Origin of the sequence: Rhodococcus sp. 06-221-2, assembly GCF_002258365.1 — a bacterium.
In the GTDB taxonomy this organism is placed as follows: Bacteria; Actinomycetota; Actinomycetes; order Mycobacteriales; family Mycobacteriaceae; genus Rhodococcoides; species Rhodococcoides fascians.
In genome coordinates, this window is the sequence record NZ_NOYJ01000006.1 from 36,481 (window position 1) to 50,165 (window position 13,685).

A 13,685-nucleotide genomic window follows, 5' to 3' on the forward strand; every position below is an offset into this window, starting at 1 on the left:
TTCGACCCCTGCTACGAAGTACCACTCACCTGCGGCGAAGCCGCTCCAAAGCGTCGAACATCTTGAATCGTCCACTCGTGGGGACGGTTTCGATATCGTGGCCGGTGACGCCCCAACCCGCCAGCAGGGTGTTCGCTGCCTGCAGTCCGGTGGTGGCGGCACGTTCCATGAGAGCAACGGGCAGATCGATCCGAATGCCGTCACCCGCGAGTACCAGCGAGGGCTCGGGGGTGCGCACGGTGGGCCGCTCGGCGAATGCTCCGAGGCCGAACATCGGGCAGTCGTCTCGCCATTCGGATCGTTCGGCGATCACCTCTGCCGCAGCGGTTTCCGGGTAGATCTCGCGCATGCGAGCCATCAGCTGCGCGCGGGTGACCTCCTCGGATTCCTCGGCGGCGTAGGCATGCAGTTCGACCACGGAACCTCCGGTCCTCGCTGCCCACTCCGCGGCCTCGTCCTCGAACCGCTCGAGCACACTGATGTTGTCGATGGGAGGCATACCGCCGGTGCCGATGAACGCGGGACGATCGGCATTCACCGCCTTGCTCAGCCACACGCGGTGGACCATGAAAGGCGGGGTGTTCTGCAGCGCGCCGATCTGCTTGCGCCACGCCGGCGTCCCGAGCTCGGGGGATTGCTCGAGCACCCGCTGCAATCCGGCGATGTCGGTAGCGAGGACCACCGCGTCGGCGTCGATGATTCCGCCGGCGTCGACGCGGAACTTGCGCAGGCCACCGCGGGTGATCTCGCCACACGGAGTGGACGTTCTGATCTCGACACCGAGACCGCTGAGGTACTCCCCCAACGGGTTCCACAGTGCCTGTGGGTAGGGATCGCGGGGGACATCGAAGATCAAACCCTCGGAGGAGCCGAGGAAGTAGATGTGGAACATCATCGCCAGTTCGGCAGCCGACATCTCCTCCGGGTCGGCGAAGAAGCTGCGTGAGAACACCCCGAACGCCAGATGGCGTGCCGCTTCGGGAAAGTTGATGTTGCGCAGGAACTCCGCCGCGGGAGTGGTGTCGAGTTCGTCGAAGGTCTTCGGCACGCTCACCGTCATGAGTGGCAGGGCGGCGATTCCGTTGAGGTCGGTGAGGTCCTTCCACCGGAACGTCGGACTGCGCTTGACGAACGCGAACGCATTGAGCGGTGGCGTCTCGGGCAGCCCCTTGAATCCGTCGATACGACCGTCGCCGTCGATCAGCGGGTAGTCGTCGACCGGGCGTAGACGCGCCAGGTCTGGGTCGGTGCGGCGCAGCAGGTTTCGCAGGTTGTAGTACTGCCGGAAGAACGCGTGGAAGCCGCGGCTCATCGTCGCGGGCGAGCCGTCCTCCAGCGTCGTGTCCCAGCCACCGACGCGGCCACCGAGGTAGCTTTCGCGTTCGACCAGATGAACCTTGACGCCGCGTTCGGCCAACGCGGTCGCGGCGCTCAGCCCCGCGATACCGCCGCCCACCACCACCACATGCGGGACGTCGGCCAGCTGACCTGCGTCCGAATAGCCTTGCACCGCAGCATGGGTGACCTTCTTGGAATCGGTCAACGCTCTTCCTTCGCGGGTCGAGAGCCCAGGAATGTGTGCACCACACCGTTCTGCCATCCGGTCATCGTTTCTCGGGCGACACCGCTGTAGCCCGCACGCTGCATCCGTCGCATGAACGCCGATGCGCCGTCGAACGTCACAACGCTCCGCCACAGGTGCCGGTACAACGTGGCGTTTCGCGTCGCGAGCCAGCCGAGCGGGATGATGATGCCCCAGCTCACGACGTTCCAGGAGATGCGAGCACGCAGTGAATCGTGCACCGAATACTCGTGGAACGCGATCGTCGAACCCGGACGCAGCAGCGCCAGTAGCGATTTGAGTTCGGTGTCGGGGTCGTCGACGTTCCTGATCAGATAAGCGGCCAGGATGGCGTCGAACGGTCCGTCGACTCCGTTCACGGCCAGATCCTCCACCCGCGAGTGCACGAACGTGACGTTCGACGGCCAGTCCTTGCTCCGGGCGACCTCGAGCATCTCGGCGGACGCGTCGGCGGCGACGATCTCGGCGTGCGGTGCCGCTTCGAGCAGCGCTGCGGTGGACGCACCCGTACCGCAACCGATATCGAGCAGGCGCAATCCGCTTCCGAGATCGGGAATGCGGAGGCGCTGCGCGGACTTGACGAGGTGCTCGTGGTAACCGGGGTTCGCTCCGACGAGTCGGTCGTACGCTTTGGCACCGACGTCGAATGCGCCGGGAACTTCGTTTCGCGGCAGACCGCGCTTACCGACCTTCACAGAGCCTCTTCCTTGCTCACGCGGGCAGCTGGCCCACCCTGGACCGACACGACATCTCCGTGCTGCAACTGCCGTCCGCGGCGGATGTCCACGTCCCCGTTGACGCTGACCAGGCCGTCGGCGATGATGCCCTTGGCTTCGGCACCGGATTCGATCAGGTTGGCGAGCTTGAGGAATTGGCCCAGCCGGATCGATTCGTCGCGGATGGGGACATCGTGTGCATCGGACATGTCTCCATCCTGTACTAGCGGGCCGCTCGCTGCTACCAACGAGTCACATCGCGGCGCGGAAGCGGCGCAACCGCAGGCTGTTGCTCACCACGAACACCGAGGACAGCGCCATCGCAGCCCCGGCGAGCATCGGGTTGAGCAGGCCCGCGGCCGCGAGCGGAATCGCTGCGACGTTGTAGGCGAACGCCCAGAACAGATTGCCCTTGATGGTGCTCAGTGTGCGACGCGAGAGCCGGATCGCATCGCCGACGGCCCGTAGGTCGCCGCGGACCAACGTCAGGTCGCTCGCCTCGATCGCGACATCGGTTCCGGTTCCCATCGCGAGCCCCAGGTCGGCGGTGGCCAGCGCTGCCGCGTCGTTGATGCCGTCGCCGACCATCGCCACGACCTTGCCTGCGGCCTGCAGTTCACGAACGGCAGCGACCTTGCCCGACGGCAGCACACCGGCAACGACCTGCTCGATGCCTACCTCCGCGGCGATCGTTCGGGCGGCGGCCTCGTTGTCGCCGGTGAGCATGACCGGTGTCAGGCCCAGCTCGCGCAGTTCTGCGACGGCCTGCTTCGACGTCGGCTTGACCGAGTCGGAGACCACCAGAACCCCGCGGGCCTTCCCGTCCCACCCGATCGCGACGGCGGTGCGTCCCTGGCGTTCGGCGTCGTCGAAGGCGTCGGCCAGTTCCGGGGGCAGAGGCATCGACCAGTCGGCCAGCAGGCTGCGACGGCCGATGACCGCGGCGCGACCCTCGACGACGCCCTGGACACCGAGACCCTCGAGGCTGGCGAACTCCTCGACCGACTGGGACAGTGCCCCGCCTGCGATGGCGCGCGCGATCGGGTGCTCCGAGCTCGATTCGAGGGCAGCCGCCACCTTGCGGACCGTGTTCTCGTCCTCGCCGTCCGCCACGTGCACCGAATGCAGTGTCATCTCACCGGTGGTGACGGTGCCGGTCTTGTCCAGCACGACAGTATCGATGCGGCGGGTCGATTCGAGCATTTCGGGGCCCTTGATCAGAATCCCCAGCTGCGCCGCCCGACCGGTGCCGACCATCAGAGCGGTGGGGGTGGCGAGCCCGAGTGCGCAAGGGCACGCGATGATCAGGACGGCGACCGCCGCCGTGAAGGCAGCGGCCACCGAATTGCCGGTGCCGAGCCAGAATCCGAGCGTCGCCACCGAGATGGCGATGACGATCGGCACGAAGATTCCCGAGATGCGATCGGCCAGACGCTGGGCCTGAGCCTTGCCGGTCTGAGCATCTTCCACCACCTTCGCCATCTGCGCGAGCTGGGTGTCTGCACCGACTCTGCTGGCGCGCACGGTGATTCGACCACCGACGTTCACCGTGGCTCCGGTCACCGCGTCGCCGGCCCCGACCTCCACCGGCACCGACTCGCCCGTCAGCATCGACCGATCGACGGCCGAGGATCCACTCTCGACGGTTCCGTCCGTGGCGATCTTCTCACCCGGACGAACGACGAACAGATCGCCGACGGCGAGCTGATCGATCGGAATCTGCTGTTCCTCATCGCCTTTCAGCACGGCGACGGTCTTGGCACCGAGGTCCATCAGTGCGCGTAACGCCGCACCGGCCTGCCTCTTGGACCTGCTCTCGAACCACCGGCCGGCCAGGATGAAGGTGGTGACACCCGCAGCCGCCTCGAGATAGATATTGCTCGCCCCGTCCATCCGCGCGATCGTGAACTCGAACGGATGCGTCATACCGGGCTCGCCGGCCGTACCGAAGAACAGCGCATACAGCGACCAGCCCAGTGCAGCAAGGGTTCCCATGCTCACCAGGGTGTCCATCGTCGACGTCCCGTGCTTCAGGTTGGTCCACGCGGCCCGGTGGAACGGCAGCGCTCCCCAGACGACGACCGGCGCGGCGAGAGTCAACGACAGCCACTGCCAGTTGGTGAACTGGAGAGCCGGAATCATGGCCATCGCGATGACCGGAATGCTGAGCACTGCCGAGACGACCAACCGCTGTTTCAGCGGATCGGTAGGGAGATCGCCCTGTGGCTCGGCGGCGGGCAGCGTGGCGGTGTAACCGGCGGCTTCGACAGCGGCGATCAGATCCTCGGTGGCCACGCCGTCGCTGGTGACTCGCGCCTTCTCGGTGGCGTAGTTGACCGTCGCCGATACCCCGTCGAGCTTGTTGAGCTTGCGTTCGATGCGGTTGGCGCACGACGCACAGGTCATGCCGCCCAGAATCAGTTCGGTTTCCGTACTCATCCCCGATTCCCTTCTGCATCGATGACGAATGTGGCCGTGCGGACGACACCCTGATGCTGGAAGTCCGGATAGAGCGCAGATGTTCCGTCGTGCGACTCGTGGTCGGAATGCGTCGGTTCGCTGGGCGACGCGTCGGGTCCGATCGCGTGGCCGACGAACAGGGCAAGAAAGAAGACGAGGGCTATCCCGACGACGAATCCGACGAGCTTGGTCGGGGTGCCGAGTTCCTGTCGTGTGGAGTTCACATCCCTACCCTACCCCCCCAGGGTATCTAGTGGGTAGTGCCGATCGCCTTCTTGAAGCCGACGTGTGAGGCAGTGAAGCCCAGACGGGTGTAGAACCGGTGGGCATCCACTCGACGCGAGTCGGACGTCAGCTGCACCAGAGCGCACCCTCGCTGCGTGGCCTCCTCGATCGCCCACTCGATCAACGCGCCACCGAGCCCGCGGCTGCGCCAGGTAGCGGCCACCCGTACGGCTTCGATCTGAGCGCGCAACGCACCACCTCGAGCCAGTCCCGGAATGACCGTCGACTGCAGAGTTCCCACCACCTCGTCACCGTGCACGACGACGACCAGCACGTTCCGTGGATCGGAGGAAATGTCCTCGAAAGCGGTGCGATATCCGTCCATGTTCTCGACGGATTCGCGCGTCGCGCCCAACTGGTCGTCCGCCAGCAGCGCCACGATCGACTCGAGGTCCGACGCCACCGCCTCACGCACGACGCAGGTCGATCCATCGGTCAGAGCTAATTCCATCGGTGTCATTCGGGCGTGAAAAGTCATGTCCACGACGGTAAACGAAGCGTTTTGTAACGCGAACCATCCGAGCGACGAAATGCCGGGTAACCCACTGGCAATTGCAGTCGGGATCGGTTCGGGCGTGGATGATGGGGATCGAAAACATGAATGGTGGCAAGTCGAAGCGTGTGCGCATCGCGCTCAGCGCGTTTGCGATCGGCGCACTCGGTGCCGGAGTGCTGGTAGCAGCACCCTGGTCTGCGTCGGAAACGAGTGTCGAGGCCTCCGTCGAGCTGGTCTCGACATCGACCTGCTACGACATGGTGAGTATCGCCATCGGCGGACGCGGCGACACCCCACGCGAGGGCGTCAAGTGGCTGACCAAGCCCGACGGCACCCGCCTCCCCGCAGCGATGTCCGGTGACTACTCGAGCGACTGGATCGACCAGGCCGTGCGAGCTCCCAACAACGGCAACGTGGTTCCCGACTCCTACGCCGCGGTCTACGTCGAGTACCCGGCCGACCTCGCGAGCTACGAGAACGCCGTGCAGACGGGCGTCACCAACTCGCAGACCATCATGAAGGAAATCTCCGCGTCCTGCCCCCAGACTCGCTTCGCCATCGTCGGCTACAGCGAGGGCGCAGACGTTGCTCGCCGCACCGCCATGGAGATCGGCAACCAGGCCGTTCCCGAGGACGGCAAGTACGGCATCATCGACCCCTCGCAGGTCGTCGGCGTCGTCATCTTCGCCGACGCGGGACGCGTCGCAGGCGAGGGACCGTTCCCCGGTGCCGAGAACCCGTTCAGCAACCCGGACGGTTTCGACACCAAGTACCAGAACGGCAACAACGCCATCCCCGGACAGGGTGCATTGCCGGGAACGTCGGGCGGCTTCGGCGCACTCGACGGTCGCGTCGCGTCCTTCTGCTCCGACGGCGACCTGACCTGCGCACTGCCCGCCAACACGTCGCTGATCCACCTGGCCGCCAACGTCGGTCGACAGGTCAACGCCGACGCGCTGCAGAACGAGAACCTCACCCCGGCCACCGGAGCCGATCTGGCTCTGGCACTGGGACGCATCGCAGTCAACGCCTTCAACGACATTGCGTCGCAGCCCAATTGGATGCAGAGCGACGAGACCTTCCTCGACGTACTGATCAAGGTGTCCGAGCCCAACTACAAGCCCGGCACCGCAACGACCCCCGTCTCGGCCAAGGTCGACGGTGAAGAGCCGATCGAGACCGGCCAGATGGTCGACATGGTGTACCTGCCGCAGAAGATCTTCAAGGAGATCACCGGGTTCATCTCGTCCAACCAGAACACGATCCCGGTCATCATGAACGATCCCTACGGCCTGACCCTCGGGCCCGGCTCGGGACACCACTTCGACTACTGGCGAGACTCCGACGCCGCCAACGGCAAGCCACTGACCTCGGTCCAGTACGCCGCAGCCTGGCTGACCCAGCTGGCCGAGCAGGCCAACCGGGGCGAGCCGGTGAAGACCAAGGAAGTACAGGAGAAGGCAGGCCGCGCAGCAATCCAGGCCATCGCCGCCACACCCGAGACCACCACCTCGGCAACGGCAACTCCGACGGCAACGACACCGGCACCGGTCACCACCAGCCCCGCTGCCCCGGCCGCCCCCGTTGCGCCTGCTCCCGCCCCCGCGGCCGAGGTGCCGGCACCCGCACCGGCACCGGCTCCCGCTGCCGAGCCTGCAGAACCGGCCTGCACGACTCCGGTCGAGGATGAGACACCCGTCGAGGGCGCACCGCCGGTATGCGTCACCGAGCCCGCCACGGACACGCCGGTCACCCCCGAGGCCGCAGCTCCGACGACGACTGTCGCACCGACCCCGTAGGTGTGTGGAAACTCGTAGCCCACTACGAGTTTCCACGCACGACGGGTGAGCGACGCGCCAGCAGAACAGCGGCACCCGTCACCACAGCAAGAACCACGAGCCCGGCCACCGACAGCACCAGGTGGTCGGGCTCGCTTGTGCGTGAGATGACGGATTCATCCATGGACAACGACGGTGTGTAGCCGGCGGACACCACGGTCACGGGCAGGGCCATGACGAACACCGCCGGCAGTGAGATCGCCAGAGATCCGGGCGACGTCGCCAGCGCGGAGACCAGAACATAGGCCGCAACGAGCGGCAAAGCGAACTGCGAGACGATCGGAATCTCGACGTAGTTCTCCGTCAGGCTCGTAGCAGCGATGACGAACAGGCCGCCCAGCCCGATGTACGGCTGCGGCCACCGGTAACCGATCCCGGCTCCCACGACCAGCAGTGCCGCGCTCGCGCACAACCGAACGGCATCTCCTGCGGCGAAGCCGGAGGTGCCCAGGGCCGTCGCCGACACTGCGAACAGCACCAGCAGCAGCCGTCCGTCGCGACCCGGAAGTAGGAACGAGGCCAGCAGCGCGGCAGCCGTCATACCGACGAGAGCCCCGAGCCACTCGACGCTCCGCGTATCGGCATCTGCCGCAATCCAGCTCAGGACGCTTGCCACGACGGGCAGCGCCAGGCCGACGAGCAGAATCCGCGGGGTCTCGGGTGGCTGCACCACCTCGTGATGGCGTGCCAGGAACAACGTGACTGCCGCGGCCACTGCAGCGATCACCATGACGATCGCGCGCTCGGGCACCACATCGTCCTCGGCACCGACCACATCCCAGACGAAGACGGGACCGTCGTTCGCCCGCAACAGCGCATCGAGCCAATAACCCAGCAGCCCGGCACCCACAACCGAGACACCCAGGGCGGCCTGTGCACCACGGTGGTGTCCCGACAAGACCGCGGCCGCACCCAGCAGCACACCGGTGCCCACTGCAGCGGCCCAGTGCCCGAGCATCCCGGGCACCATTCCGACGGTCTGGATCACCACGACGAGCAGCGCTGCCATCGCCACGATGGTCGCAGTTGGCGCACTGACCCGGGCCACGGCGACCGCCGTCCCACAGGCAGCGACGGCAACGACTGTGAGCCCGTTGACAATCGACCAGAAGGACCCGAATTCCGCTGTGCCGTTCAGCAGCGACTCGACGGGGCCGATGTCACTGATGGCATAGCCGAGAACGAAACCGGCCAAGAGCATCGACAGTACTTTCATACTGCCGATCATGCCGTCAGCCGAATTTCACTCCCTGCGCCAGGGGCAGTTCGTTGGAATAGTTGACCGTGTTCGTCGCCCGGCGCATGTAGGCCTTCCATGCGTCCGAACCTGATTCGCGTCCGCCACCGGTTTCCTTCTCGCCGCCGAAAGCACCGCCGATCTCGGCACCGGAGGGACCGATGTTGACGTTCGCGATGCCGCAGTCCGATCCAGCAGCCGACAGAAAGCGTTCCGCTTCACGCAGGTCGGTGGTGAAGATCGACGACGAAAGTCCCTGCGGCACATCGTTGTGCAGGGCGATGGCCTCGTCGAGGGTGTCGTAGGTGAGCACGTACAGGATGGGCGCGAACGTCTCGTGCTTGACGATGTCGGTCTGGGCGGGCATCGTCACGATCGCGGGCTGCACGTAGTACGAATACTCGTCGACAACATTCACGCGCTCACCGCCGACCACCACCGTTCCGCCGTCGGACTTGGCAGCCTCGAGCGCCTTCTGATAGCCGGCGAACGCGCCCGCGTCGATGAGCGGTCCCACCAAAGTGTCGCTCTCCAAGGGAGATCCGATGGACAGCGTCTCGTACGCCGAGACCAACTTGGCTACCAGTTCGTCCGCAACCGAGGAATGCGCGATGACGCGTCGGAGCGAGGTGCACCGCTGACCGGCCGTACCCGCAGCCGAAAACACCAGCCCGCGCGTCGTCAGATCGAGGTCTGCCGAAGGCGTCACGATCGCCGCGTTGTTGCCGCCGAGTTCGAGCAGCACGCGCCCGAATCGCTGCGCAACCCGCGGCGCAACAGCCTTGCCCATCCTGGTCGAACCGGTTGCCGACACCAGAGCAACACGCGAATCATCCACCAGCGCTTCGCCGGACGCTCGGTCTCCGATTACCAGTTGAGCGATCTTGGGATCCACGCCTGCAGCGGCAGCAGCGCGCTCGAACAGAGCCTGCACGCCGACGGCAGTCAGCGGGGTCTTCTCCGACGGCTTCCAGATGACGGTGTCGCCCGCCACCAACGCCAACGCCGTGTTCCAACTCCACACCGCGACAGGGAAATTGAACGCCGTGATGACGCCGACGACACCGAGCGGATGCCATTGCTCCATCATGCGATGCCCGGGCCGCTCGGTGGCGATGGTGTTGCCGTACAGCTGGCGTGAGAGGCCGACGGCGAAGTCGCAGATGTCGATCATCTCCTGCACTTCACCGAGCCCCTCGGACACGATCTTTCCGGCCTCGATGGAGACCAACGCGCCGAGGTCCTCCTTATGCGTACGCAACAGTTCCCCGAGTTCTCGGATCACCTGACCCCGCGCCGGTGCCGGCACCTGCGACCACGAGACGAACGCCGCAGCTGCGTCCGCGATGACACCGTCGACGTCTGCGGCAGAGGCCGACGCCAGCGACGCCAGATTTCCGCCGGTGATCGGCGATCTCGCGGTGATCGCGTCGGGACCGGCCGGCACGTCGAGCGCGATCGTCGCACCCAGCCGGTCGAGAATGGCGCGCGTACGCACACTCAGCTCGTCGTGGGTGATGGATGCAGACATGCGCGTACACCTTCCGTGGAGAGAATCGAACCGTCGGACATAAGCCTACCGACGGGGGTTACAACCGCATTATTTCCTGCCTAATGGTCTTGCTTACGGAATATTAACGCGTATGTTCGTCATCATGACGCAAGTATTACAGCGCACCGGAGTGCCCATCGACGCCTCGACCGCTCGCGGTGTGATCGGTGAACACCTACTGGCCGACGGTTTCGAGCTGGTCCTGGACCTCGACGCCTCCACCGGGTCCACCCTGGTCGACGCCCGAGACGGCACCCGCTACCTGGATCTGTTCACCTTCTTCGCGTCCAACGCCCTGGGTATGAACCACCCCGCCCTGATCGACGATCCAGATTTCCGGGCCGACCTGCTGCAGGCGGCGATGAACAAACCCAGCAACTCCGACATCTACACCGTGCCGATGGCACGTTTCGTCGACACGTTCGCCCGGGTGTTGGGCGATGCTCGGCTACCGCACCTGTTCTTCGTCGAGGGCGGTGCGTTGGCAGTGGAGAACGCATTGAAGGTGGCATTCGACTGGAAGTCCCGGTGGAACGAGCGCAAGGGAATCGATCCGTCCCTGGGCTCGCAGGTGATGCACTTCGAGCACGCGTTCCACGGGCGCACCGGGTACACGATGTCCCTCACCAACACCGACCCGAACAAGGTCGCGCGCTTCCCGAAATTCGACTGGCCCCGAATTCCGTCCCCGTTCATCAGATCCGACGCGAACATGGACGAGCTCGAAGACGCGTCGTTGACGGCCGCACGGCTGGCCTTCGAAGCCAATCCGCACGACATCGCCTGCGCCATCATCGAACCCATCCAGGGCGAGGGCGGGGATCACCACTTCCGCCCCCGCTTCCTGCAGAAGCTGCGCGCACTCTGCCACGAGTTCGATGCGCTGTTCGTCATGGACGAGGTGCAGACCGGAGCCGGAATGACCGGTACTGCATGGGCTTTCCAGCAGCTCGACGTCGTCCCGGATGTGGTCGCCTTCGGTAAGAAGGTCCAGGTCTGCGGCGTGATGGCGGGCGGTCGCGTCGACGACATCGACGACCACGTGTTCGCCGTCAGCTCCAGAATCAACTCGACGTGGGGTGGCAGCCTCACCGATATGGTGCGATCGCGTCGAATATTGGAGGTCGTCGAAGCCGAGAACCTCATCGAACGCGCCGGCCAACTCGGAACAGTCTTGCTGAAGCAGTTGCAGGAGTTGGCAACTCGACATGAGATGGTCTCCGAGGTTCGTGGCCGCGGACTCATGTGCGCCTTCTCCCTGCCCGACGCTACGACCCGCGACCGAGTGATCGAACTGTTGCGCACCGAGGAGCACGTACTCGCGTTGGGTTGCGGCGACGCGGCAGTGCGATTCCGGCCGGCACTGACGGTCACCGAAGCCGAACTGACACAGGCAATCGAGTCCATCGATCGGGTGTTGAGTCGGCTCTGACCCACCGCGTCAGGTAATCCTTGACACCAGCCGCAGCCTTCTGTCAGGATAAACCTGACACAGGAGGTGGGTCATGGATCCGATCGAGCTGGCCGCCGAGGCCGACATCACTGCGGCAACACGGGCGGTCGTGACGGCCGCAGCCACCGAGGCCGGTCGCATTGCCGACGAGACCATCGGCACCGGCCCACTGCCGGGCACACCGGAATGGGAGGCAGAGCAGTCGACCGACCTGCCTGCACGACGGAGCCTCGCGTGGCATCTGTTGAGTCTTCGTGTGCAACTGGCGGCGGGGCTCGACGGCATCGAAACCGTTGTGGTGCTGCGCGTTCAGGGTGCGACGTGGGCGATCATCGGCCAGGCGGCCGGCATGTCTCGTCAATCGGCGCACGAGCGGTGGGGTGCCCGCGCGGCGGCGATTCTCGATCCCGTCGGCGATGGGCAGCCCGACATCGTTCCGAACGACAGTCCGGCGTGACTCACCGCAGCACGGTCGCTGCCGCGGCTGCCACGGCGTCGGCCGCTCGCTGCAGTGCAGGCGAGGACAGCGACCACTGCTGCCAGTACAGCTGAACGTCTTCGATGCCGTCGGCGTCGAAGCACGTCAGCGAGTCACAGTTCTGGAGGTCGGGGATCATGCCCCAGCCGAAGCCGAGTTCCACCGCCCGCGCGTAATCCGAGGACGCCGGGACGAGGTGACGGGGCGGAGCGTGCGAATCGACGCCTCGGTGCCGTAAGTAATTGTCCTGCAATCGGTCGTCGGCATCGAACACCACCACCGGTGCGGTGCTCAGTGCCTCGATCGTCGTACCGGCACCGAACCATCGCTCGACGAAGTTCTCGGTGGCCGACGGCCGGTAGCGCATGGCGCCGAGGGATCGGACGGTACAGCCGCGGACCGGTTCGGATACCGATGTGATTGCGGCAGAGACGATTCCGTCGTGCAACAACTGGGCCGTGCGGTCCTGGTCCTGGCGATGCAGATCGAAGGTCGTCGTACCGGCGAGTGGCGCGAGCGCAGGCAGCACCCACGTCGCCATCGAATCGGCGTTGACGGCAATCGAAATGGAGGCCGAGACGCCGTCGTCGTTGAGCTCGGCCCTCGTCTGATCCGTCAGCGTATCGATCTGACGAGCCAGGCGCAGGACCGCCACACCCGATTGGGTGGCCACCACCGGTTTCGTCCGCTGCACGAGAGTGCGCCCCAACGACGCTTCGAGCGACTTGATTCTCTGACTCACTGCAGAGGGGGTCACATGCAATGCACGTGCGGCAGCCTCGAATGTGCCACCGTCGACTACTGCTTTCAACGCTCTGAGCTGCTCGATCTCCACGATATGAAGCTACACTTACCGATGGTGAAAAACATTCGCTGGCTCTAATGCTGGCCGGCTCCTAGCGTGAACAGCATGACCTCTCTTGCCGCAGCACAATCGACGTTGACCGGACTGGGAGTCGGCCTGTCCCTCATCGTCGCCATCGGTGCGCAGAACGCGTTCGTCCTGCGTAAGGGCCTGCAACGCACGCATGTGCTGCCGGTGGTTGCGGTGTGCGCGCTGTCCGACGCCGTGCTGATCGTCGCCGGGGTGGCGGGCATCGGCGTGCTCGTGGACCGGTTTCCGCTGGCGTTACGCGTCGTCACCGTGCTCGGAGCGCTGTTCCTCTTCGTCTACGGAGTGATGGCGCTGAACCGCGCCCGCACCCCAGCGGCGATGACCACCGACGGCGGCGGCGGGGGCTCGCTGATCGCCGCTGTCGCAACGTGTTTCGCGTTGACGTGGCTCAACCCCCACGTCTACCTCGATACCGTCGTGTTTCTCGGGTCCATCGGTAACCGACAGCCGGGCGAGCTTCGGTGGTGGTTCGCCCTCGGTGCCGTGCTGGGCAGCGTGCTCTGGTTCACCGCTCTCGGATACGGATCGCGCGTGCTCAGCCCCCTGTTCGCGCGGCCGATGGCGTGGCGGGTCCTCGATCTCGGTATCGGAATCATGATGCTCACCCTGACCGCGCTGTTGTTGTTCGGCTGAGTCTGCCGCGCCGACGGAGCGCGAGCAGTGAGCTGAGTGTCCACAATTCTCGATCGCGGC

13 protein-coding genes are annotated in these 13,685 nt (G+C 65.5%); 4 read left to right on the top strand and 9 right to left on the bottom strand.

Annotated features, from left to right (window positions below):
- Positions 1–25: 25 nt before the first annotated feature.
- From CH281_RS03610 to CH281_RS03635, 6 genes are read right to left on the bottom strand one after another with little or no spacing between them, the layout of a single operon-like run.
- Positions 26–1,543 (bottom strand): NAD(P)/FAD-dependent oxidoreductase, encoded by a 1,518-nt coding sequence (locus CH281_RS03610; protein ID WP_032407782.1) that lies wholly within the window; start codon positions 1,541–1,543, stop codon positions 26–28.
- Complete coding sequence (locus CH281_RS03615) at positions 1,540–2,277, bottom strand: class I SAM-dependent methyltransferase (protein ID WP_094692976.1); 738 nt, start codon at positions 2,275–2,277, stop codon at positions 1,540–1,542. Before CH281_RS03615 ends, CH281_RS03610 begins: the two co-directional genes overlap by 4 nt.
- Positions 2,274–2,507: an RNA-binding S4 domain-containing protein gene (locus CH281_RS03620; protein ID WP_027494925.1), complete on the bottom strand. Its 234-nt coding sequence runs from the start codon at positions 2,505–2,507 to the stop codon at positions 2,274–2,276. The genes CH281_RS03615 and CH281_RS03620 overlap by 4 nt, the downstream gene beginning before the upstream one ends.
- Positions 2,508–2,550: 43 nt before the next feature.
- Positions 2,551–4,737 (bottom strand): heavy metal translocating P-type ATPase, encoded by a 2,187-nt coding sequence (locus tag CH281_RS03625; protein WP_094692977.1) that lies wholly within the window; start codon positions 4,735–4,737, stop codon positions 2,551–2,553.
- The gene (locus CH281_RS03630) at positions 4,734–4,982 is read right to left on the bottom strand and encodes a hypothetical protein (protein WP_094692979.1); all 249 of its coding nucleotides are present in this window, start codon (positions 4,980–4,982) and stop codon (positions 4,734–4,736) included. The genes CH281_RS03625 and CH281_RS03630 overlap by 4 nt, the downstream gene beginning before the upstream one ends.
- 26 nt (positions 4,983–5,008) lie before the next feature.
- Positions 5,009–5,521 carry a GNAT family N-acetyltransferase gene (locus CH281_RS03635; RefSeq protein ID WP_256983341.1) on the bottom strand — a complete coding sequence of 171 codons (513 nt, stop codon included), beginning with the start codon at positions 5,519–5,521 and terminating at the stop codon, positions 5,009–5,011.
- Between the two features lie 104 nt (positions 5,522–5,625).
- Between CH281_RS03635 and CH281_RS03640 the strand changes: the two genes are divergently transcribed.
- On the top strand, positions 5,626–7,338 hold the full coding sequence (locus CH281_RS03640) for a cutinase family protein (RefSeq protein ID WP_094692981.1): 1,713 nt from the start codon (positions 5,626–5,628) through the stop codon (positions 7,336–7,338).
- A gap of 22 nt (positions 7,339–7,360) precedes the next feature.
- On the opposite strand, the gene CH281_RS03645 is transcribed toward CH281_RS03640, so the two are convergent.
- On the bottom strand, positions 7,361–8,593 hold the full coding sequence (locus CH281_RS03645) for a hypothetical protein (protein ID WP_143544753.1): 1,233 nt from the start codon (positions 8,591–8,593) through the stop codon (positions 7,361–7,363).
- 16 nt (positions 8,594–8,609) lie between these two features.
- Positions 8,610–10,145 carry an L-piperidine-6-carboxylate dehydrogenase gene (gene amaB / locus CH281_RS03650; RefSeq protein ID WP_094692985.1) on the bottom strand — a complete coding sequence of 512 codons (1,536 nt, stop codon included), beginning with the start codon at positions 10,143–10,145 and terminating at the stop codon, positions 8,610–8,612.
- A gap of 124 nt (positions 10,146–10,269) precedes the next feature.
- On the opposite strand from amaB, the gene lat reads away from it, so the two are divergent.
- Positions 10,270–11,598, top strand: a complete 1,329-nt coding sequence (lat, locus tag CH281_RS03655) for an L-lysine 6-transaminase (protein WP_094693101.1) — start codon at positions 10,270–10,272, stop codon at positions 11,596–11,598.
- Positions 11,599–11,671: 73 nt separating this feature from the next.
- On the top strand, positions 11,672–12,076 hold the full coding sequence (locus CH281_RS03660; protein ID WP_094692987.1) for a hypothetical protein: 405 nt from the start codon (positions 11,672–11,674) through the stop codon (positions 12,074–12,076).
- 1 nt (position 12,077) lies between these two features.
- Here CH281_RS03660 and CH281_RS03665 read toward each other — a convergent pair whose 3' ends face one another.
- The gene (locus CH281_RS03665) at positions 12,078–12,932 is read right to left on the bottom strand and encodes a LysR family transcriptional regulator ArgP (protein ID WP_306427540.1); all 855 of its coding nucleotides are present in this window, start codon (positions 12,930–12,932) and stop codon (positions 12,078–12,080) included.
- 75 nt (positions 12,933–13,007) lie between these two features.
- Between CH281_RS03665 and CH281_RS03670 the strand changes: the two genes are divergently transcribed.
- On the top strand, positions 13,008–13,625 hold the full coding sequence (locus CH281_RS03670) for a LysE/ArgO family amino acid transporter (RefSeq protein WP_094693103.1): 618 nt from the start codon (positions 13,008–13,010) through the stop codon (positions 13,623–13,625).
- The last annotated feature ends 60 nt before the right edge of the window (positions 13,626–13,685 follow it).